This window comes from Polaribacter marinus (genome assembly GCF_022662535.1).
GTDB lineage: Bacteria > Bacteroidota > Bacteroidia > Flavobacteriales > Flavobacteriaceae > Polaribacter > Polaribacter marinus.
In genome coordinates, this window is record NZ_JAKQYM010000004.1 from 273,644 (window position 1) to 296,860 (window position 23,217).

Below are 23,217 nucleotides of genomic sequence, written 5' to 3' on the forward strand. Positions count from 1 at the left end.
TATAATTATATAAAAATAAATATATTTGTGAGACTATCAATTTTTTTAACTTTGAGAGATGACATTTCAAGAACAAATACAACAAGGAATTCCAGATATTTTACCACCTAAAAAAGCATATGATTTTTCTATAAATCATGCACCTAAAAGGAAAAATATTTTATCTGCTGATGAAAAAAAACTAGCATTAAAAAATGCATTGCGTTATTTTAAAGCGAAACATCATGCCATACTATTGCCAGAGTTTATTGAAGAGTTAGAGAAGTACGGACGTATTTATATGTATCGTTTTCGTCCAAACTATAAAATATATGCGAGAGATATTTCAGAATATCCAGGGAAATCGGTACAGGCAAGAGCAATCATGTTAATGATTCAGAATAATTTAGATGATGCAGTTGCACAACACCCGCATGAGTTAATTACCTATGGAGGAAATGGTGCTGTTTTTCAAAATTGGGCGCAATATTTATTAACGATGAAATATTTGTCTGAAATGACAGATAAGCAAACGCTTACAATGTATTCTGGTCATCCAATGGGGTTGTATCCGTCTAATAAATATGCTCCAAGAGTTGTGGTAACTAACGGAATGGTAATTCCGAATTACTCAAAACCTGATGATTGGGAAAAAATGAATGCCTTAGGGGTTTCACAATATGGACAAATGACAGCCGGTAGTTATATGTATATCGGTCCACAAGGAATTGTACATGGAACAACGATTACTGTTTTAAATGGGTTTAGGAAAATCAACAAAGAACCAAAAGGAAATTTGTTTGTAACTGCTGGATTAGGAGGAATGTCTGGAGCACAGCCAAAAGCAGGAAATATTGCGGGGTGTATAACAGTTTGTGCAGAGGTAAACCCTAAAATAACTCAAGTTCGTTTAGATCAAGGTTGGATTGATGAAAAAATTACAGATTTAGAAGAATTGGTTGTACGGGTTCAATTAGCAAAAGAAAAGAAAGAAACAGTTTCTATAGCCTATTTAGGAAATATCGTTGAAGTTTGGGAAAAGTTTGATAAAGCAAATGTTTTTATAGATTTAGGTTCCGATCAAACCTCATTGCATAACCCTTGGGCCGGAGGATATTATCCAGTTGACATTTCATTTGAAGAAGCCAATATAATGATGGCAGAACAACCGGTATTATTTAAAGAAAAAGTACAAGCAACTTTACGTAGACATGCAGATGCAATTAATAAACACACAGCCAAAGGAACGTATTTCTTTGATTATGGAAATGCTTTTTTATTAGAAGCAAGTAGAGCAGGAGCAGATGTAATGGCAGAAAATAATATCGATTTTAAATACCCAAGTTACGTACAAGATATAATGGGCCCCATGTGTTTTGATTATGGTTTTGGTCCGTTTAGATGGGTTTGTGCTTCTGGAAAATCAGAAGATTTATTAAAAACAGATGCAATAGCTTGTAATGTTTTAGAAAAAATAAGAGAAAACTCGCCTGTAGAAATTCAGCAACAAATGGTTGATAATATTCAATGGATAAAAGGCGCACAAGAAAATAAATTGGTGGTTGGGTCTCAAGCAAGAATTCTATATGCAGATGCAGAAGGAAGAATGCAAATAGCAAAAGCATTTAACAAAGCAATTAAAAAAGGTGAAATAGGAAATGTTATTCTAGGAAGAGATCATCATGATGTTTCCGGAACAGATTCTCCTTACAGAGAAACCTCAAATATTTATGATGGTTCTAAGTTTACAGCAGATATGGCCATTCAAAATGTAATTGGTGATAGTTTTAGAGGTGCAACTTGGGTTTCAATTCATAATGGAGGAGGAGTTGGTTGGGGAGAAGTTATAAATGGAGGTTTTGGCATGCTTCTTGATGGTTCTAAAGAAGCATCAAAGCGTTTGAAATCTATGCTTTTTTGGGATGTAAATAACGGAATTTCGAGAAGAAGTTGGGCAAGGAATGATGAAGCTATTTTTGCAATTAAAAGAGCAATGAAAGCAGAAAAGAAATTAAAAGTTACGCTTCCTAATTTAGTTGATGAAACATTGATGAATTCAATAACCTAATACAGTTTATTATGAAAAGAGTTGTTTTTTTATTAGTTAGTGCAATGATTTTAACTGCTTGTAGTTCTGTAAAAGTAACTACAGATTATGATACAAAAGTTGATTTTAATCAATATAAAACTTTTGCGTTTTATAAACCCGGAATTGACAAAGCAAAAATCTCTAGTTTAGACAAAAAAAGAATTTTAAGAGCAATTGAAACTGAATTATTAGCGCAAGGGTTTACCAAGTCTGAAAATCCAGATATGTTAGTGAGTATTTTTACAAAGTCTAGAGAGAAAGTAAATGTTAATCAAACTAATTTTGGATATGGTTATGGTTGGGGATGGAATCCTTGGTCGGTTGGTATGAATAATAATATAAATGTTTCTCAATATACAGAGGGTACTTTATTTATAGACTTCATAGATAAACAAAAGAAAGAATTAGTTTGGCAAGGTATAGGGACAGGTGCTTTAAGAACTCAAAGTGTAGAGAAAAAAGAAATTAGGATCAAGGAATTTGTAAAAGAAATCATTTCTAGATTTCCTCCAGGAAAAAACAAATAATCTCCTTTTTAAGTAAAATAAAAAAACTCCGAATTTTAAAATTCGGAGTTTTTTTTATCATTTTTTTAAAAAAAAATCTAGCTAATGTTTGCAGATTTGACAGTTTTAATAATTCTACCTGCAATTTTATATGGATCTCCATTAGAAGCCGGTCTTCTGTCTTCTAACCAACCTTTCCAACCTTTCTCTACGGTGATAATTGGGATTCTAATAGAAGCACCTCTATCTGAGATTCCATAAGAGAAATCATGAATAGAAGCAGTTTCATGATCACCTGTTAAACGTTGATCATTGAACTCTCCGTAAACAGCAATATGTTCTTTTACAACAGGTCTAAAAGCTTCACATATTTTTTCATAGGTTTCTTTAGATCCACAAGTTCTTAACACAGAGTTAGAGAAATTTGCATGCATACCTGATCCATTCCAATCCATATCTTTACCTAATGGTTTTGGGTGGTAATCTATATAATATCCATGTTTTTCTGTTAATCTGTCAAGTAAGTAACGAGCAATCCAAATTTCATCACCAGCTTTTTTAGCTCCTTTTGCAAATAATTGAAATTCCCATTGACCTGAAGCAACTTCTTGATTGATACCTTCAAAATTTAATCCTGCATCAATACAAAGATCTGCGTGTTCTTCTACTAAAAGTCTACCGTGTGTGTTTTTTCCACCCACAGAACAATAATACATTCCTTGTGGAGCAGGGTAACCACCAATAGGGAATCCTAAAGGTAATTGAGTTCTTGTATCCATAATAAAGTACTCTTGTTCAAAACCAAACCAAAAATCATCATCTTCGTCTTCAATTGTAGCTCTACCATTTGAAACATGTGGAGTACCGTCTGCATTCAAAACTTCCGTCATAACTAAATATCCATTTCTTCTTGCAGGATCTGGGTAAATTGCAACAGGTTTTAATAAACAGTCAGAAGAGCCACCAGAAGCTTGTCTTGTAGATGAGCCGTCAAAAGACCAATTGTCTAACTCTTCAATAGTTCCTTGAAAATTCTCATGCTCCTCAACTTTGGTCTTGCTTCTCATGTTTTGAGTAGGAAAATACCCATCTAACCAAATGTATTCTAATTTAATTTTTGCCATAGTAATTGTGTGTGTAATGTTAACAGTGCAAAAATGAAATAATTTGGTTACATATCAAAAAAAAAGGGGTTATTTTTGTAAAAAATTATAAAAAATAATTTTACCCCTAATTTTTATGGGGTATATTTGTTTTAAAAATAAAATATAGTAGTAAAAATTAATATTATGTCAATAGTTCGATTTAACGCATTACAAGAAACATTAAATAGAAAAACCATTAAAATTGAAGAAAAGGAAAAGAGGTCGGTTCTATTTGGTAAAAATGTTTTTAATAAACATGCAATGCAACAATATTTAACTAGATCTGCTTATGAAAGTGTAATGAATGCTATCGAAAAAGGTACAAAAATTGATCGAAAAATAGCAGATCAAGTTGCGGTCAGTATGAAAGATTGGGCAATGTCTAAGGGAGCTACACATTATACTCACTGGTTTCAGCCATTAACTGGGGCAACTGCAGAGAAACACGATGCTTTTTTTGAATCTATCAACGGTAGTTTAGCCATGGAAAAATTTGATGGAGAACAATTAGTACAGCAAGAACCAGATGCTTCTAGTTTTCCAAATGGAGGAATACGAAATACTTTTGAAGCAAGAGGTTATACAGCTTGGGACCCTACATCACCAGCATTTGTTTATGAAACAACTTTGTGTATTCCAACAATTTTTGTAGCCTATACTGGAGAGGCTTTAGATAATAAGACCCCTTTATTAAGAGCTTTACAAGCAATTGATACACATGCAACAGCTGTTTGTAAATATTTTGATAAAAATGTATCAAAGGTAAACGCAACTCTAGGTTGGGAACAAGAATATTTTTTAATTGATGATGCTTTGGCGTTATCTAGACCAGATATTTTATTAACAGGAAGAACTTTGCTTGGACACACATCGGCAAAAGGGCAACAATTAGATGATCATTATTTTGGAACTATTCCTGCAAGAGCAATGAGTTTTATGCAAGATTTAGAACAAGAATGTATGTTGTTAGGTATTCCTGTAAAAACAAGGCATAATGAAGTAGCTCCAAATCAGTTTGAATTGGCTCCAATTTTTGAAGAAGCAAATTTAGCTGTAGATCATAATTCTTTATTAATGGATGTGATGGAAAAAGTCTCACGTCGTCATCGATTTAAAGTATTGTTTCATGAAAAACCATTTGAAGGTATTAATGGGTCAGGAAAACATAATAATTGGTCATTATCAACTTTTGACGGAACAAACTTATTAAGTCCAGGAAAAACACCAATGAAGAATTTACAATTCTTGACTTTTTTTGTAAACACTATAAAAGCTGTTTATGAGAATGAAGAACTGTTAAGAGCCTCAATTGCTTCTGCTAGTAATGATCATCGATTAGGAGCAAATGAAGCACCTCCAGCAATTATTTCTGTATTTATTGGTAGTCAGTTGTCTAAAGTTTTAGACGAATTAGAAAATGTAACCAAAGGAAAATTATCACCAGAAGAGAAAACAGATTTAAAATTGAATATTATTGGTAAAATTCCTGAAATTTTATTAGATAATACCGATAGAAATAGAACCTCACCTTTTGCATTTACAGGAAATAAGTTTGAGTTTAGAGCCGTGGGGTCTACTGCAAATTGTGCAATACCGATGACGGTTATAAATACAATCGTAGCCAAACAATTAAAAGAATTTAAAGTAGAGGTAGACGCTTTAATAGAAGATAAAAACTTAAAGAAAGATGAAGCTATTTTCAATGTTTTAAGAGAATATATTAAAGCAAGTAAAGACATTCGTTTTGAAGGAGATGGTTATGGAGAGGCTTGGGAAAAAGAAGCTAAAAAACGTGGTTTAAGTAATAATAAGACAACACCCGAAGCTTTAAAGGTTCAGGTTTCTAAAGAGGTTATTTATTTGTATGAAGAAATGGATGTATTGAGCAAAGTAGAAATAGAAGCTCGTTACGAAATTGCTTTAGAAGAATATACAAAACGTTTACAAATTGAAAGTAGGGTTTTGGGGGATATTGCTAGAAATCATGTAGTACCAACTGCGATTGTTTATCAGAATACTTTGCTTGAAAATACAAGGAATTTAAAAGAAATTTTTGGTGTTGAATTTAAAAATATTGCCAAAGAACAAATAGAATTGATTATGACAATTTCTAATCATATTACAGAAATTAATGCGCTAACAATTAAAATGACAGAGGAACGTAAGAAAGCTAATAAATTTGTTGGCATAAAATCTGCAGAAATTTATTGTAAAAAAGTGAAACCATTTTTTGATGAAATCCGTTATCATTGTGATAAGTTAGAAACAATGGTAGACGATAAACTTTGGCCTTTAACAAAGTATAGAGAATTATTGTTTACAAGATAACATAAAAACATCCTACTTTTCAGTAGGATTTTTTTTGTAAAAGACTAAATTTGCATCAACAACAACACAACAACATGAGTCAAGAAGTTTCTAAAAGATATGCACAAAGAGGTGTTTCTGCATCTAAAGAAGATGTGCATAATGCCATAAAGAATATAGATAAAGGATTGTTTCCAAAAGCTTTCTGTAAAATAGTTCCAGATTATTTAACAGGTGATGATGATTATTGCTTAATAATGCATGCAGACGGAGCAGGAACAAAATCTTCTTTAGCATATATGTATTGGAAAGAGACTGGTGATATTTCTGTGTGGAAAGGAATTGCTCAAGATGCTTTAATTATGAATATTGATGATTTATTATGTGTTGGAGCAACAGATAATATTATGTTATCATCTACCATTGGGCGTAATAAAAGTAAAATTCCAGGAGAAGTTTTATCGGCAATTATCAACGGAACAGAAGAGTTGATTGAAGATTTAAAAAAATTCGGAGTTACAATTCATTCTACTGGAGGAGAAACAGCAGATGTTGGCGATTTGGTAAGAACAATTATCGTAGATTCTACCGTTACAGCAAGAATGAAACGTTCGGATGTTATTAACAATGCTAATATAAAAGCAGGTGATGTAATTGTTGGATTGGAATCTTTCGGTCAAGCCACTTACGAGACTCAATATAATGGAGGAATGGGAAGTAATGGATTGACATCTGCAAGACACGATGTTTTTCATAAATATTTAGCAGAAAAATATCCAGAAAGTTTTGATGCTGCTGTGCCGTCTGATTTAGTGTATTCAGGGAAAATAAAGTTGATAGATTCTGTAGAGAATTCTCCAATCGATGCTGGTAAATTGGTATTATCTCCAACAAGGACTTATGCACCTATTATAAAAGAAATTTTGTCTAAATTTAATGCTGATACGGTTCATGGAATGATTCATTGTTCTGGTGGAGCACAAACAAAAATCTTACATTTTGTTGATGAATTACATATTGTAAAAGACAATCTATTTCCAATACCTCCTTTATTTAAATTGATACAAGAACAATCTAAAACAGATTGGAAAGAAATGTATCAAGTATTTAATTGTGGTCATAGAATGGAAATTTATGTTTCGCCAGAAATAGCAGAAGAAATTATCTTAATTTCAAAATCATATAACGTAAATGCACAAATTGTTGGTAGTGTAAAAGTTTCTGAAACTAAAAAACTGACAATTACTAGTGAGTTTGGTGTTTTTGAGTACTAGGTCATTTAATATTTGGCAACACAAAATTTAAGATATTTTTTAGTAAAATGAAAAGGAATACTAAATGGACTTTAGATTTAATAGGCTAAGTTTCCGTTTATAAAAGTTTTTACACATTCTATTTTACTCAATTCACTAGGCTTCGTTTTTAATGGATTTCTATTTAAAATAATAAAGTCGGCATATTTTCCTTTTTCTAAGGAGCCTATTTTGTTTTCCATGTTAATTTGCCATGCAGCATTTATTGTTAAAGATTTTATGGCTTCTATTATTGTTGTTGTTGTTTGATTTTTACCTAAAATATTTCCAGAGATAGTCTTACGCTCAACAGCGGTTTGAATTAATCGAAATGGATTGCTTTCAAACATTGGTTGGTCGGCATGTAAAGAATATTTTATATTATTTTCTTCAATAGTTTTTATTGGTAAAATTTTTTCTGCTCGTTGTTCACCAAGAATATCAGACTTTAGAGCATCACCATAATAATATAAATGATTGATGTGAAAACTTGGAGTAAGATGTAGTCTTTTTAATCTATCCATATTTTCTGTAGGAAATAATAGACAATGTTCTAGTCGATGTCTTGATGTTGAATAGTCAAGTTCATTTTCAAGTTCTTCAAATGCGTCAATCACTTCATTTATGGCAGCATCACCTTGAGTGTGTATTGTAATTTGCCATCCTTTTAGGTGGTATTTTCTTATAAAATTTTTAAGACTATCTTTTTTGATTAAGGCTTTTCCTTTGCTGTTAATCGGAATGTGCATCTTAATATTTGTAAGTTCTGTATTCAGGTATGGGGATTTTAGATACATTGTCCCTGTATATGGAGAACCGTCATACCAATGTTTAATTCCTATAATATCATAAAAATCATTTCTTTTTTTTGTCTGTTTTGGCATTAAATGTTCCATGTCATATCGCATGTACATAAAATGTCTAGGTCTTTGTTTTCTTTCAGGTAAAAAACCTATTTTTTCTAAAAAACTTCCGAGTAATTCTGGTTTATAATTTGATAAGTGTTTAAATAAAATAAGTGGTTTTTCATCCTGAATTGTAATCCCTGCAGATACAATAGTTGTATTTCCATTTTTAGCATAGTTTGACATTACTTGTGATGCTGCTATTCCTAGTTTTTTGGATGTTAAAACTTCTTTTTTTAAGATGTCAAAAAAAGGTTTCACGGCTTGTTGTTCTACGATTAATCCATTAAGGTTTCCTTTTTTGTCTTTTCCATAATAACTTTGATTAGATGGGTTTTTCGTTTTTTTATTGATCCCCACAAGTTCAAAAGCTTTAGAGTTTGCCCAATAATTGTGTAAGCTTTGACTGAAAAAAAGCACTGGATTTTCTGGGGCAATTTTATCTAAATATTCAATTGAAGGAGGTGTTAAATCATGTATTAGAATTGGGTCGATTCCTTTACAAATAATCCATTCTCCTTTTTTTTTCTTTTTTACGTAACTTTCAAAATCCTTCCAAACTTCATCATTTGTATTGTGTTTAAACCCTGATAAGTCATGCATTTTAGATAAAAACATACTAATTGAAAAGTGAGTATGAGGATCAATAAACCCAGGTAATACACTAGCTCCTTTTAAATCTATAATAGATTTACTTTTTGAACTGTATTTTTCGAGTTGTTTGTTAGTACCAATCTCAATAATTTTACCATCTTCAATATACATTGATTCTGCAAAAGGTTGATTTTGGTTCAATGTAATAATATGTCCGTTTGTATAGAGTGTAGGAGGTGTTTTCTTAAAATCTTGTTTAAGATAAACGTAAGAAATGAGCAATAAACTTAGAATTAATAAACTTATTTGTAATAATTTTTTCATCGTTGTTTAACTAGAAAGTTTTCTTTATTATTAGAACTAAAAGTAAAATTGTGTTTTTAAAATTTTGATTTTTTTTATTTTAACTGTTTAAAAATAAAATCAATTATAAAGTCATCTGAAGAAATTTCTGCTTTTAAAAGTTTACCTTCTAAATAATATTTTATTTTTTTAGGAAATTCATTTTGTGGATTTATACAAATAAAAGAAGTGTCTGTTTGTTGTGTAAATTGAAACAAAGTAGGAGATTCATTAACTCCGGTTACTTCTAAAAACAAAGTATCATTTTTGGTTAAAATTTTCATTTGCTCAAAAAATGTAGTATCCTTTCCTTTTAAAGTTATACCAGTTCCAGAAAAATCTTTTTTCCAAGTTTCATAAGTTGTAACACTATCTTTATCGTTTAAACGAATCCAATTTCCTAATAGAAAAGAAGGGGCTTGTGTTTTGGGTTTTTTAGCATTACAAGATATGATCAATAAAAAACAAGAAAAGGTTAGTAAGTGCTTCATGGGTTTTAGTTTGATTTCTTCAAATATACTCAAAACGAAACATTTAACTTTCCGATAAAAATTGTAAATTCGCAATCCAAGAAAAGTGTAGAAGATGTTAGATAAATTAAGAATTGTTAAACAACGTTATGATGAGGTTTCTGATTTAATTATTCAGCCAGAAATTATTATGGATCAAAAGCGTTATGCGCAATTGATGAAAGAATATAAAGATTTAGGAGATGTTGTTAAAAAAGGAGATGAATATCAAACTTTAACAAACAATATAGAAGAAGCAAAAGAAATTATTTCTGATGGTTCTGATGCAGAAATGACGGAAATGGCAAAGATGGAGATAGAAGAAGCCAATGCTAGAATACCTGAATTAGAAGAAGAAATTAAATTATTATTAATACCTAAAGATCCAGAAGATTCTAAAAATGCTGTTGTAGAGTTGCGCGCAGGAACAGGTGGTGATGAAGCTAGTATTTTTGCAGGAGATTTATTTAGAATGTATTCTAAATATTGTGAAAGTAAAGGATGGAAAGTTTCTACAGTAGATTATTCTGAAGGTACAAATGGAGGTTTTAAAGAAATTCAGTTTGAAGTTAATGGAGCTGATGTTTATGGAACATTAAAGTTTGAAGCAGGTGTGCATCGTGTACAAAGAGTTCCGCAAACAGAAACTCAAGGACGTGTACATACTTCTGCAGCAACTTGTATGGTGTTTCCTGAGGCAGAAGAGTTTGATGTCGAAATAAATCCGAAAGATGTAAGAATCGATTTTTTCTGTTCTTCAGGTCCTGGAGGTCAATCTGTAAATACTACGTATTCTGCAGTTCGTTTAACACACATTCCTACAGGTTTAGTAGCACAATGTCAAGATCAAAAATCACAACATAAAAATAAAGAGAAAGCTTTTAAAGTATTACGTTCTCGTTTGTACGATATGGAATTGGCAAAGAAAAATGCAGAAGATGCATTAAAGCGTGGTTCTATGGTTTCTTCTGGAGATAGAAGTGCTAAAATTAGAACTTATAATTATGCACAAGGAAGAGTTACAGATCATAGAATAGGTTTGTCATTATATGATTTACCTAATATTTTAAATGGTGATATTCAGAAAATTATTGATGAATTAATGTTAGCTGAAAATACCGAAAAGTTAAAAGAGTTGGGTGATGGTATCTAAAATAGGATACTCTCATAAATTAAAACAAAAAACCTCAAAATATTTCTTTTGAGGTTTTTGTTTTTTAGAAAAGCTTGTAAAAAAATAAAAAGCGATTAAAGTTTTAGGGGATAACTTTTAATCGCTCTTCTTGTTAAACAAATATGTTATAATACTTTTTTTAATTTATACAATGATTGAAAAAAAAGATTATTGATGCTACAAATTTAAGACACATTTTGGAATGCTACAATACCCTTTTTTGGTGAAATTTTTTCTCACCATTTTTGGTGAGAAAAAATCACTATAAATGGTGGTAATGAAAAACTATTTACCAGATAAATGGATCTCTGTAAATTCTTTATTGATAATGATAGATTTTGTTTTTGTATTTTTTAAATGGCTAAAATCTATTTCTACATTATCAATTTGAATAGAAGTGATTTTAAATGGAAGGTTGTGGAAAATAATATGAAACTCTTTATAATTAGCATCAAATTTACCTTGTTTGTGCTGCTGAAGTATAAATTCTTCTTTTTTTCCTGTTACTTTAAAGGTCCTTAAACTATATCTTCCTTTTTTATAATCATAACCGTCATGTGCATCGTCATATAATTGAGATTTTTCTTTACCATTTTTATAGTAAACATCTAAAGTAATTTTATCAAACTTTTTTTCATCAACATATTGTTGTACTGGATATTTTGGAATCACTGCTCCTTCTTTAATAAAGATTGGCATGCTATCTAAATCGGCATCTACCCACATTTCTTTACCACCTTCAACAACTTCATTTGTCCAGAAATTATACCAAATTCCTCGAGGAATATACATTCTTCTACCTTTGGCATTTGCTTCTAAAATAGGGCAAACTAGTATTTTATCACCATAAACAAACTCATCACTTCTATAATGTGTATGTGGATCTTCTTGATCAAATAATACAAGTGATTTTAAAATAGGAGTTCCGTTGTTAATATAGCTCCAAAAAGCAGTGTATAAATAAGGTAAAAGTTGATATCTAATTTCTACAAATTTTCTTACAATGTCTGTAATTTCATCTCCAAAAACCCAAGGTTCTTGATCTCCATGATCACCAGAAGAATGTACTCTACAAAATGCATGAAAAACTCCTAATTGAATCCATCTAGCAAAAAGTTCGCCTTGTGGTTGTTCTGCAAAACCACCAATATCGCTTCCTGCGAAAGAAAAACCAGACATAGCCATTCTTTGTGCTTGTACATTTGCAATCCATAAATGTTCCCAAGTAGCAATATTATCTCCCATCCAAGTAGAAGTGTAACGTTGGGTACCCGAATATGCAGCTCTAGTAATTACAAAAGGTCTTTTTGGATATGCATATTTTTTTAAACCATGATAGGTTGCACGTGCCATTTGCATTCCGTAAACATTATGTGCTTTTCTGTGACTACAAGGGTTTCCGTCATAATCATGGCGAACATCATCTGGAAAAGATTTGTTTGGAACCTCCATAACTGCTGGTTCATTCATATCATTCCAAACTCCCTTTACTCCAATTTCTTCTATCAATTCTTTAAATAAACCAGACCACCATTCTCTAACTTCTGGTTTTGTATAATCTGGAAAATAACATTCTCCAGGCCAAACTTTACCTTTCATATAAGGACCGTCTGCACGTTTACAAAAATAATCTTTGTCTAATGCTTCTTTAAAAACATCGTATTCTAAATCTATTTTAATTCCTGGATCTATAATAACTACAGTTTTAAAACCATCATTTTCTAGTTCTTTTACCATTCTTTTAGGGTCAGGAAAATGATTTTTATCCCAAGTAAAACAACGAAAACCATCCATATAATCGATGTCTAAATATATCGCATCGCAAGGAATTTTTAAGTCTCTAAAGGTTTTTGTTACTTCTTTTACATTACTTTCTGGGTAATAACTCCATTTACATTGATGAAACCCTAATGCCCAAAGTGGAGGTAATGCATGAGGCTTACCTGTTAAATCTGTATAATTGGCTACTACATCTTCCATTTTTGGACCATAAATAAAGTAGTAGTTCATTTCTCCTCCTTGTGCCCAAAAACTTGTTACATTTCTTCTTTCTTGTGCAAAATCGAAATGTGTTTTAAATGTATTGTCAAAGAAAATTCCATAAGACTTATTATCTTGAATAGCTGTGTAAAAAGGAATTGCTTTGTAGATAGGATCTGTGTCTTTACCAAAAGCATAAGAATCTGTAACCCAATTTTCGAAACGTTTTCCTTTCATATTTACACTAACGGGTTTATCTCCTAAACCGTAAAAACTTTCAGATTTTTGACAAATCTTACTCATTTTTACAATATCTCCACCAAATTCATAACTTTCTTCCCAATGAAAACCTATTTCATCTTCATTAATAAGTTTTAAGTCTACTGCATCGTATAAACTTACTTGTAAACTTATTTTTTCTACTTTACAAATTAATTTTGATGTTGTAATTATGTAATGAGTTTCGTTTTCTGAAATTTCTAAAAAATTATAACCCCTCGAGGCATGAATAGTGATTCCGTAAGAAAAGTCATTTTCAAATTTCCCTGTAGTAGAATATCTAAATCTAATGACACTATCTCTAATAACAGTTAGTTGTAGAATTACATTGTTTTCTGTAGTAAAATAAAGTGTATCTACATCTTTTTCGTAAGTTTTTATTGCTGAAGGAAATAAATTTCCTTTTTGTTCTAACTCTGTGTTAACAATCATATTAGCTTGTTTGTTTGACTTGTAAAAATCGTAAAAGTTTGTATAACATAGAAGTTATAAGTGTTTTATTTACGATAACGTTTGAGTGTAAATGTATCATTTTAGTGATAAAAAAGAAGTGAAATTTAAAGTGATTTCTGTGAGTTAAGTAGAATTTTGAATCTCTCAAAAAAAACAGTCTATTTTTATAGATGTAAAAATAAACCTTGCCTTTTTTTAATATTTAATATTAAAAAAGAAGTAAGGTTTATTTGAATTTAAAAGCTAGCATGCTTAATGGTGGTAGATTTAATTCAATAGAATTTTTTCGGGTATTCCATTCTTTTTTATCGGATTTTAATTTTTTATTTTTAAAATTCCCCGTACCGTTATATTTTGTAGCATCACTATTAAAAATCTCTTTTAATATTCCTGATTTAGGTAAACCTATTCTGTATTTTTCTCTTGGAACAGGAGTAAGGTTTAAAACAATAATTATATGATCATTTTCATGATTTCCTTTTCTTATAAAAGAAATTACAGAATTTTCATGATCTCCATGATCTATCCATTCAAAGCCGTCATAAGAAAATTGTTTTTGGTATAAAGCAGGTTCTGTTTTGTATAATTTATTTAAATCTTTTACAAATGTTTGAGCATCTTTATGTATATTATAGTTCAATAAATGCCAATCTAAGCTTTGTTGAAAATTCCACTCTGATGTTTGTCCAAATTCACTTCCTTGAAATAATAATTTTGTTCCTGGATGTGTAAACATAAAACCGTACAACAATCTTAAATTTGCAAAACGTTGCCATTCATCACCTGGCATTTTAGAAACAATAGATTTTTTACCATATACAACTTCATCATGTGAAAGCGGTAACATAAAGTTTTCTGTAAAAGCGTAGTTTAGGCTAAAAGTTAAATCGTTTTGGTGATGTTTTCTGTAAATAGGTTCTTTGGCAAAATAGTCTAATGTATCGTGCATCCAACCCATCATCCATTTCATTCCAAAACCTAAACCATCTGCAAAAACAGGACTAGAAACTTTAGGGAAAGAAGTAGATTCTTCTGCAATGGTTTGTACATCCGGAAAGTTTTCATAAACAGCAACATTCATTTCTTTTAAAAAGCTAATGGCTTCTAAATTTTCTCTTCCTCCAAACTGATTTGGTTCCCATTCTCCTTCTTCTCTAGAATAATCTAAAAATAACATGGAAGCAACTGCATCTACACGTAGACCATCTGCATGATATTGATCTAACCAAAAAAGTGCGTTACTAATTAAAAATGATTTTACTTCGTTTCGTCCGTAATTAAAAATTAGACTTTTCCAATCTTGATGATAACCTTTTTTTGGGTCGGGATGTTCATATAAACTAGAGCCATCAAAATTACCCAAACCATGAGCATCCGACGGAAAGTGTGATGGAACCCAATCTAGGATAACTCCAATTCCTTTTTCATGAAATTTATCAACCAAAAATTTAAATTCATCAGGATAACCAAAACGCGAAGTAGGAGCAAAGTAACCTGTTATTTGATAACCCCAACTTGGATCGTAAGGGAATTCCATGATGGGCATTAATTCTACATGAGTAAAATTCATTTCTGCTACATAATCTACCAATTCTTTTGCTAATTCAGTATAACTTAAAAACCTGTTTTCTTCTAAATGCTGTTTCCAGGAACCTAGATGAACTTCATAAACAGCGTAAGGGGCATCTAATGCGTTATTCTGTTTTCGATTTTTCATCCATGCTTTATCTTTCCAATTATAGCTATCTTTCCAAACTATAGAAGCAGTTTTTGGTGGATGTTCACATCTTCTGGCATAGGGATCTGCTTTTTCTGTAATGATATCATTATTAGAACTGTAAATTTTATACTTATATAAATTTCCTTTTCCTACAAAAGGGATAAATCCCTCCCAAATTCCACTTTTATCCCAACGAACATTTAATTGATGTTCAGTATCATCCCAAAAATTAAAATCACCAATTACAGAAACGGATTTTGCGCTAGGAGCCCAAACTGCAAAATAAGTACCTTCTATACCTTCTTTGGTTGTAATGTGTGAACCGAATTTTTCATATAATTTATAATGCTTTCCTGCCTTAAATAAATTGATGTCAAATTCTGAAAATAAACTATGCGCTATAACTTTAGACATTTAGTTGTTTTAGGTAAATAAAATTTAATTATTGAATTTTTGTTCCTTTGGTAATTGTAGCGCCTTTTTTAATCACAACAATCCCGTCTTTTATTAAGTAGTTCTCAGTTTCTTTATCTTCTAGATGTGCTCCTCCATTAATGATAACATCATCGCCAATTCTACAATTTTTGTCTATGATACAGTTGTTTATTTTACAATGATCTCCAATTCCTAAAAGGTTATCTATTTTATATTTTTCTATATCTTCTAACGATTCGTAATAATCGCTACCCATCATATACGTATTTGTTATTACGGATCCTTTTCCTATTCTAGAACGAATACCAATTACACTTTTTTCAATTTTATCTGCGTGAATTAAACATCCGTCAGCAATCACAGCTTTGTTTAACATAGATCCAGAAATTTTAGAAGTTGGTAAAATTCTTGCTCTTGTATAAACTCTGTTTTTATCGTATAAATTAAATTTTGGGATTTCATCTGTTAATCCTAAATTAGCTTCGAAGAAAGACTCTATAGTTCCAATATCTGTCCAATATCCTTCGTATTGATAGCTTACTGTTTTATGATTGTGAATAGATTGAGGTATAATTTCTTTACCAAAATCTATAGTGTCTGGGTTTTCCATCAACTTTATTAATAGATCTCTATTAAAAATATAGATTCCCATAGAAGCTAAATAATTTCTTCCTTCTTTTTTCATTTCGTTACTTACATCAGATGTCCAATCGGGTAACAATTCTGCAGCGGGTTTTTCTATAAATGAAGTAATTTTATTTTCATCATCTGTTTTTAAAAGACCAAAACCTGTTGCATCTTTTGCATTTACAGGATAAGTTGCTATAGAAATTTCTGCATTACTTTCTTTATGTTTTTTTATCATATCCTGAAAATCCATATTGTATAATTGATCTCCAGAAAGAATCAGCGCATATTCAAATTCATTACTTAAAAAGTGATGCATGCTTTGTCTTACTGCATCTGCAGTTCCTTGAAACCATTTGTCACTTTTCATAGTTTGTTCTGCTGCCAAAACATCTACAAAAGCTTGACTAAAAAAACTAAAGTGATAGGTGTTTTTTATATGTTTATTTAAAGAAGCAGAATTAAACTGAGTTAAAACATATATTCTTTTAATATTAGAATTTATACAGTTAGAAATAGGAATATCTACCAATCTATATTTACCAGCAATTGGGACTGCTGGTTTTGATCTATTTGCTGTTAATGGGTATAATCTAGATCCTTGTCCACCACCTAAAATAATTGATAATACATTTTTGTTATTCATAACTTATTTTTTTAATGATTTATATAAATTTACATATTCTTGAGCTGAATTGCTCCAAGAATGATCTATTAACATAATTTTTTTAGAGTTTTTAAGAAAATCTTTTTGGTTATTATAAAATAAAGCTGCTCTAGAAATAGCATTGGTTACTTTCTCTATAGTCACACCATTATGACAAATACCAAAACCATTCTCGTTGATATCTGTTACAGTGTCTTTTAAACCTCCAATTTTATTAACAATTGGCACAGTACCGTATCTTAAAGCATACATTTGGTTTAAGCCACATGGTTCTACTCTAGATGGCATCAATAAAAAATCAGCTCCGGCATAAATTATATGAGATAGTTTTTCATCGTAACCTATATAACTATTGTAGTTTTTTAAATTATCTAAAGTAGATAATTTTTGTTCTGTTTCTTTATGTCCAGAACCTAATAATAAAATTGAAATGTCATTTTCTTGTAAAGCTTTTTCAAATATTTCTGGAAATAAATCAGCTCCTTTTTCTCCAACCAATCGTCCTATAAAAACAAAAAGAGGTTTTTTTTCATCTAAATCAAATTCTTTACATAGCCAGTTTTTATTTGTTTCTTTTCCTAATTTAACTGTAGACTGATTGTATGCTTTTTTGATATAACTGTCTGTTTCTGGATTCCAAACATTCCAATCTATTCCATTTAAAATGCCAACACATTTAGCACTTTCGTGTCTTAGTAAGCTTTCTAAACCATTTGCATTTTGTTTTAATTCTTCCATGTAAGAAGGCGAAACTGTAGTAACTTTCCAAGCACATTTTATAGCTGCTGCTAGTGGATTTACATTGCTATTCCAGTCTAATAAACCTACTTTATCAAAATTAAATGCTGGTATTAAATGTACTTTATGATGTGGGAACCAACCTTGATATTGGGCGTTGTGTATTGTTAGAACCGTTGGGGTATGTTTTAAAGATTCATATTTAAAACATTCAGATATCATAAAAGGAATTAATCCTGTATGATGATCATGTGTGTGAATTAAATCCGGTTTGTCTTCTAAGGTAAGAATCCAATTTAAAGTAGCAATTTGAAATGCTAAAAAACGTTCTGTATCATCTGCAGAATAAACGTAATCTTTAAATAATAATTTAGGAACATCCACACAAAATAAATCAAAACCTAAATCTTGATCTTGTAGTTTTAAAATTCGAAAGTCAAAACTTTCTTCTCCAAGAAATAAGCTACTTTTATAAACCTCTATATAGTTGTTGTTTTTTGTAAAAGCAATATCATAAAAAGGCATTATAACATTACTGTTTATATGTAACTCTTGTTGGTATTTAGGTAGGGCGCCAACAACATCTGCTAAACCACCAACTTTAGCAACGGGATAACATTCAGCACTTATGTGTAGTATATTCACTATATTTTGTGGATTTAGAAGCTAAATCTACAAAATATATATTCAGTTTAAAAATTGATTTTAATTATTAAGATTCTCTTAATAAATTGATAACTTCACTAAGGATTCAATATATATGTTTTAAAAAAATATATTTAATTATGAATTTCTTTGTTTATTGATTTCATCTTGAAGTTGACGACGCATTTTTTGTTCCCTTTCTAAAGATTTTTTTCTGTGTTCTTCGTATTCTTTTTCTACATCAAAAAGATTCTCTTTTGCTTTCTTGGTAAGTACGTTGCTTCTAGTAAATTTAAAGATAAAATAAAATAATCCTAAAAGTAATATTATAATAATACTCCATAGTAAAAGATTGTATGTTGTTTTGTTTAGCATCATTCCAAAAAGTGAAATGGAATTTTCTTTTTTATTAGCTAATTCTAATTCTAATTGAGTTTTATTTAGTTGTTCTTTAATTAAAGAAATATTTTCTTTTTCAGTTTTTAATAAATTTTCTTTTTCAAGAATTGTGCTTTTTAATTTTTTTAATGAGTCTAATGCATTCTTTTTTAATAAAACATACTTTTGTTTATCAATAACTTTATAAGCCTGGTAGGTGCTAGATGTTCTATAAATCTTGTCGAATTGATTTTCTAAAGTATTTAGGTCTTGATTAGCTTCTTGTGAAAAAGTAAAAGTAGAAACAAGGCTAAAGAATAAGATAAGTATAAACGGTCTCATGTGATTTTATTTTGATTGTAAATTTATAAAAAAAACCCAAACAAAAAGTTTGGGTTTTTAAATATAAGCAAGTATTATTATATTATTTAATTTTCTCTACAACTGCCTTAAAAGCGTCTGGGTTGTTTACAGCTAAATCAGCTAAAACCTTACGGTTTAATTCGATTTGGTTAGCTTTCACTTTTCCCATAAACTGAGAGTAAGACATTCCGTGTAAACGAGCTGCAGCATTAATACGTACAATCCATAAAGAACGGAAGTTTCTCTTATTGTTTTTACGGTCTCTGTATGCGTAAAGCATACCTTTTTCAACTGCATTTTTTGCTACTGTATAGACGTTTTTTCTACGTCCAAAGTAACCTTTTGCAGCCTTCAAGATTTTTTTTCTTCTTTTTCTTGAGGCTACTGAATTTACTGATCTTGGCATAATTTCAATGTGTTTTGTAGTAGGCGATTCATTAAAGAATACTTTTTATTTTTGGCCTAACTCCATGGTTAATAATTAAATTCCCTTATTAAACTTATTTTAAGTTTAACTGTTGCTTAATGTTTGACTCGTCTGATTTATGTACTAAACCATCGTGAGTTAACTTTAATTTACGTTTTTTAGACTTCTTTGTTAAGATGTGACTTTTAAACGCGTGCTTTCTTTTAATCTTTCCAGTACCAGTAACTTTAAAACGTTTTTTGGCGCTAGATTTGGTTTTCATTTTAGGCATCTCTCCTTCGTTTTTATCTTGCTTATAAGATTTTTATTTTACTTTTTTGGGAGCAATAAACATAATCATACGTTTACCTTCTAATTTTGGTAATTGCTCCACTTTACCATATTCTTCAAGTTCTTGAGCTAATTTTAATAATAAAATTTGTCCTTGTTCTTTAAAAATAATAGAACGTCCTTTAAAAAATACAAATGCTTTTAATTTAGCTCCTTCTTGCAAGAACTTAAGCGCATGCTTCTTTTTAAATTCATAATCATGCTCATCAGTTTGAGGTCCAAAACGTATTTCTTTAATAGTAACTTTTGTTGCTTTTGATTTTAAAGATTTTTCGCGCTTCTTCTGCTCATACAAGAATTTCTTGTAATCAATAATTTTACAAACAGGGGGTTTTGCTTTTGGTGAAATCTCTACCAAATCCAACTCCTGTTCAATGGCCAATTCTTTAGCTTTCTCTAAAGGATATACACCAACTTCTACATTATCGCCCACAAGACGAACTTCGTCAACATATTTTATTTTTTCATTAATCCTATGTTGATCTTCTTTGATTACTCTTAACGGTCTTCTCGACCTACTTCTACGTATTGCTATGACTTATAAATTTAAAATTTAACTTATGGTTGTTTTCCAACCTGCTTATTTATTCTTTTTGAATAATTTCAAAATTAATTAAAATTTCTTCAATGTTTTGTTTTCTTCGGTTTTAATTAAAGAAATAAATTCTTCAATTGTAAAGGTACCTAAATCTCCTTCACCATGTTTTCTTACAGAAACTGTGCCATCTTGCTCTTCTTTTTCTCCAACAATAACCATAAAAGGTATTTTGTTAACTTCTGCGTCTCTTATTTTTCTACCGGTTTTTTCATTTCGGTCATCTACGAGGGCGCGAATTTCGGAATTTTCTAACGATTCTAAAACTTTTTCTGAATATTTTTGATATTTCTCACTGATTGGCAATAAGATAACTTGATCTGGAGTAAGCCAAAGCGGGAAGTTTCCTGCTGTATGCTCTAGCAATACGGCGATAAAACGTTCCATCGAACCAAATGGAGCTCTATGAATCATTACCGGTCTGTGTAATTGGTTATCTGCTCCTTTATAGGTTAAATCGAATCGTTTTGGTAAATTATAGTCAACTTGTATGGTTCCAAGCTGCCAACTTCTGCCTAATGCGTCTTTAACCATAAAGTCTAATTTGGGTCCGTAAAAAGCTGCTTCACCTTCTTCTATTACAAAATCTAAACCTTTGTCTGTTGCGGCGCTTATAATTGCATTTTCTGCAATTTCCCATGTTTCTACATCTCCTATATACTTGTCCAAGTTTTGCATATCTCTAATAGAAACTTGTGCGGTAAAATCTTCAAAACCTAAAGAACTAAAAACATATAAAACTAAATCGATAACGTCTTTAAATTCTTGGTCTAATTGTTCTGGAGTACAGAAAATATGAGCATCATCTTGTGTAAAACCTCTAACACGTGTTAATCCGTGTAATTCTCCACTTTGTTCATATCTATATACGGTGCCAAATTCGGCAAAACGTTTTGGTAAATCTTTATAAGAATAAGGTTTGAAATTATAAACTTCACAGTGATGTGGGCAGTTCATTGGCTTTAATAAAAACTCTTCATCCATTTTAGGAGTTTTTATTGGTTGAAAACTATCTGCTCCATATTTCTCATAATGACCAGACGTAACATATAACTCTTTCTGACCAATATGTGGTGTCATCACCATTTCGTAGCCTGCCTTTTTTTGAGCTTTCTTTAAAAAGTCTTCTAAACGCCCTCTCAAAGCAGCACCTTTTGGTAACCACAATGGCAAACCAGCGCCTACTTTTTGAGAAAATGTAAATAACTCTAACTCTTTTCCTAATTTTCTGTGATCACGTTTTTTAGCTTCTTCTAATAAAGCTAAATACTCAGTCAACATTTTTTGTTTAGGAAAACTAATTCCGTAAATACGAGTTAATTGATTATTCTTTTCATCACCACGCCAATAAGCACCGGCAACATTCATTATTTTAATAGCCTTTATGATTCCAGTATTAGGTATATGTCCTCCTCTACACAAATCTGTAAAGTTACTGTGGTCACAAAATGTAATGTCACCATCTGTTAGGTTTTCTATTAACTCAACTTTATAAGGATTGTTTTCTTTTTCATATAATGCTAAGGCATCTGCTTTAGAAACCGAACGCATTTTAAATTCGTGTTTTCCGCGAGCAATTTCTAAAAATTTCTTTTCAATAGCTGCAAAATCTTTTTCAGAAATAGTTTCATCGCCTAAATCTAAATCATAATAAAAACCATTTTCTATAGCAGGGCCTATTGTTAATTTTGCATTGGGATGAAAACTCAATATGGTCTCCGCTAATACGTGTGCAGAAGAATGCCAAAAAGCTTTTTTCCCATCAGCATCATTAAATGTGTATAAAATTAATGAACCATCTGTGGTTAATGGAGTAGTGGTTTCAACTGTAATGTTGTTAAATTTTGCAGAGATTACGTTTCTAGCAAACCCTTCACTAATGCTTTTTGCAACATCCATTGGAGTGATGTTTTTAGCAAACTCCTTAATAGTTCCGTCAGGTAAAGTAATTTTAATCATTATTATGTATAATATTTTGAGGTTGCAAAGATATTAGAAAACAATTTTTCACACAATATATATATGTACTTATTAAGAACTAAAATTTTTTTATTTGGGTGTTCCCTTTTTTTACAAGAGATTTCTATCTAGTTCTCAGTTAAATTTGTACTTGGCTGATGCTTTTTAAGTGAGTAGAATAAAAAAAAGGGCGGGCTTTTCACTATATCTTTTTATGTGAAAATGTTTTTTAGAGGCTTTTTGCAGTCTAGTTAGCTCGTTTTTAGCCCGATTTTTTTGTTTATCTAACATAAAAAGGATGCCGTTTCAATCCCTAACACGATTAATAAGTGAAAATAACTATTAATTTTTCATGCTTAGTATTAAATAGATGTTTGTTATTTATGGTTTGTCTTCTTTTTTTAAGTAATAAAAGTATGTAGATATCAGATATGACGAGATCATAATTAAATTTGAATAAAAAGCATAAAATAATTTTAAGGATAAAACACTAATAATAATAGGTTTAAGAGGAGGATGGAAATAAAGTTTAAAAAAGATTAGGAAAAGAGTTGTGAGATTCAAAAGAGGATGTATATTTGCACCCGCTAACAGGAATATGAGATTGTTAGTTTAGTTCATTGAGATGTTGTATTAGTTATTTAAAGGTTAAATAAATATGAAGTTGAAGCTTTATAAAATAGTTTAAAAAAAAACTTCATTTTTTTTATTGTCAGAATAGAAATAGTTTATATATTTGCAGCCGCTAACAAATACAGCAAAACGATCAGAGAAATTTT

At 30.5% G+C, this 23,217-nt stretch carries 17 protein-coding genes; 5 read left to right on the forward strand and 12 right to left on the reverse strand.

Going from position 1 to position 23,217, the window contains the following annotated elements:
- Positions 1-58 precede the first annotated feature (58 nt).
- Together MC378_RS07945 and MC378_RS07950 are read left to right on the forward strand one after the other, a co-directional pair.
- Positions 59-2,047, forward strand: a complete 1,989-nt coding sequence (locus MC378_RS07945) for a urocanate hydratase (protein WP_242178223.1) — start codon at positions 59-61, stop codon at positions 2,045-2,047.
- 11 nt (positions 2,048-2,058) lie between these two features.
- Entirely contained in the window at positions 2,059-2,595 is a 537-nt protein-coding gene (locus MC378_RS07950) for a DUF4136 domain-containing protein (RefSeq protein WP_242178224.1), read from the forward strand.
- Positions 2,596-2,672: 77 nt separating this feature from the next.
- Here MC378_RS07950 and MC378_RS07955 read toward each other — a convergent pair whose 3' ends face one another.
- Positions 2,673-3,698, reverse strand: a complete 1,026-nt coding sequence (locus MC378_RS07955) for a glutamine synthetase beta-grasp domain-containing protein (protein ID WP_242178225.1) — start codon at positions 3,696-3,698, stop codon at positions 2,673-2,675.
- Positions 3,699-3,863: 165 nt separating this feature from the next.
- Here MC378_RS07955 and MC378_RS07960 point away from each other — a divergent pair, with 165 nt between their 5' ends.
- Both MC378_RS07960 and MC378_RS07965 read left to right on the forward strand, forming a co-directional pair.
- Positions 3,864-6,047, forward strand: coding sequence for a glutamine synthetase III family protein (locus MC378_RS07960; RefSeq protein ID WP_242178226.1), 2,184 nt, complete (start codon positions 3,864-3,866; stop codon positions 6,045-6,047).
- A 74-nt stretch (positions 6,048-6,121) separates the two neighbouring features.
- Positions 6,122-7,300, forward strand: a complete 1,179-nt coding sequence (locus MC378_RS07965) for an AIR synthase related protein (RefSeq protein ID WP_242178227.1) — start codon at positions 6,122-6,124, stop codon at positions 7,298-7,300.
- A gap of 77 nt (positions 7,301-7,377) precedes the next feature.
- Here MC378_RS07965 and MC378_RS07970 read toward each other — a convergent pair whose 3' ends face one another.
- Positions 7,378-9,141, reverse strand: a complete 1,764-nt coding sequence (locus MC378_RS07970) for an amidohydrolase (RefSeq protein WP_242178228.1) — start codon at positions 9,139-9,141, stop codon at positions 7,378-7,380.
- A 74-nt stretch (positions 9,142-9,215) separates the two neighbouring features.
- On the reverse strand, positions 9,216-9,650 hold the full coding sequence (locus MC378_RS07975; RefSeq protein WP_242178229.1) for a hypothetical protein: 435 nt from the start codon (positions 9,648-9,650) through the stop codon (positions 9,216-9,218).
- Positions 9,651-9,744: 94 nt separating this feature from the next.
- Here MC378_RS07975 and prfA point away from each other — a divergent pair, with 94 nt between their 5' ends.
- Entirely contained in the window at positions 9,745-10,821 is a 1,077-nt protein-coding gene (gene prfA / locus MC378_RS07980) for a peptide chain release factor 1 (protein WP_242178230.1), read from the forward strand.
- A gap of 306 nt (positions 10,822-11,127) precedes the next feature.
- Here the strand turns inward: prfA and MC378_RS07985 are convergent, their stop codons facing one another.
- The 9 genes from MC378_RS07985 to thrS form a co-directional block, all read right to left on the reverse strand.
- The gene (locus MC378_RS07985) at positions 11,128-13,533 is read right to left on the reverse strand and encodes a glycoside hydrolase family 31 protein (protein WP_242178231.1); all 2,406 of its coding nucleotides are present in this window, start codon (positions 13,531-13,533) and stop codon (positions 11,128-11,130) included.
- Positions 13,534-13,780: 247 nt separating this feature from the next.
- On the reverse strand, positions 13,781-15,688 hold the full coding sequence (gene glgB, locus MC378_RS07990) for a 1,4-alpha-glucan branching protein GlgB (protein WP_242178232.1): 1,908 nt from the start codon (positions 15,686-15,688) through the stop codon (positions 13,781-13,783).
- 28 nt (positions 15,689-15,716) lie between these two features.
- Positions 15,717-16,982, reverse strand: coding sequence for a glucose-1-phosphate adenylyltransferase (locus MC378_RS07995; protein WP_242178233.1), 1,266 nt, complete (start codon positions 16,980-16,982; stop codon positions 15,717-15,719).
- Between the two features lie 3 nt (positions 16,983-16,985).
- Positions 16,986-18,386 (reverse strand): glycogen synthase, encoded by a 1,401-nt coding sequence (locus MC378_RS08000; RefSeq protein WP_242178234.1) that lies wholly within the window; start codon positions 18,384-18,386, stop codon positions 16,986-16,988.
- 138 nt (positions 18,387-18,524) lie between these two features.
- Complete coding sequence (locus MC378_RS08005) at positions 18,525-19,106, reverse strand: hypothetical protein (protein ID WP_242178235.1); 582 nt, start codon at positions 19,104-19,106, stop codon at positions 18,525-18,527.
- An 82-nt stretch (positions 19,107-19,188) separates the two neighbouring features.
- On the reverse strand, positions 19,189-19,533 hold the full coding sequence (gene rplT / locus MC378_RS08010) for a 50S ribosomal protein L20 (protein WP_068450935.1): 345 nt from the start codon (positions 19,531-19,533) through the stop codon (positions 19,189-19,191).
- Between the two features lie 94 nt (positions 19,534-19,627).
- On the reverse strand, positions 19,628-19,825 hold the full coding sequence (rpmI, locus tag MC378_RS08015) for a 50S ribosomal protein L35 (RefSeq protein ID WP_242178236.1): 198 nt from the start codon (positions 19,823-19,825) through the stop codon (positions 19,628-19,630).
- Positions 19,826-19,858: 33 nt separating this feature from the next.
- Positions 19,859-20,377, reverse strand: a complete 519-nt coding sequence (gene infC / locus MC378_RS08020) for a translation initiation factor IF-3 (protein WP_338048446.1) — start codon at positions 20,375-20,377, stop codon at positions 19,859-19,861.
- Between the two features lie 120 nt (positions 20,378-20,497).
- Positions 20,498-22,438 carry a threonine--tRNA ligase gene (gene thrS / locus MC378_RS08025; protein WP_242178237.1) on the reverse strand — a complete coding sequence of 647 codons (1,941 nt, stop codon included), beginning with the start codon at positions 22,436-22,438 and terminating at the stop codon, positions 20,498-20,500.
- Between the last annotated feature and the right edge of the window lie 779 nt (positions 22,439-23,217).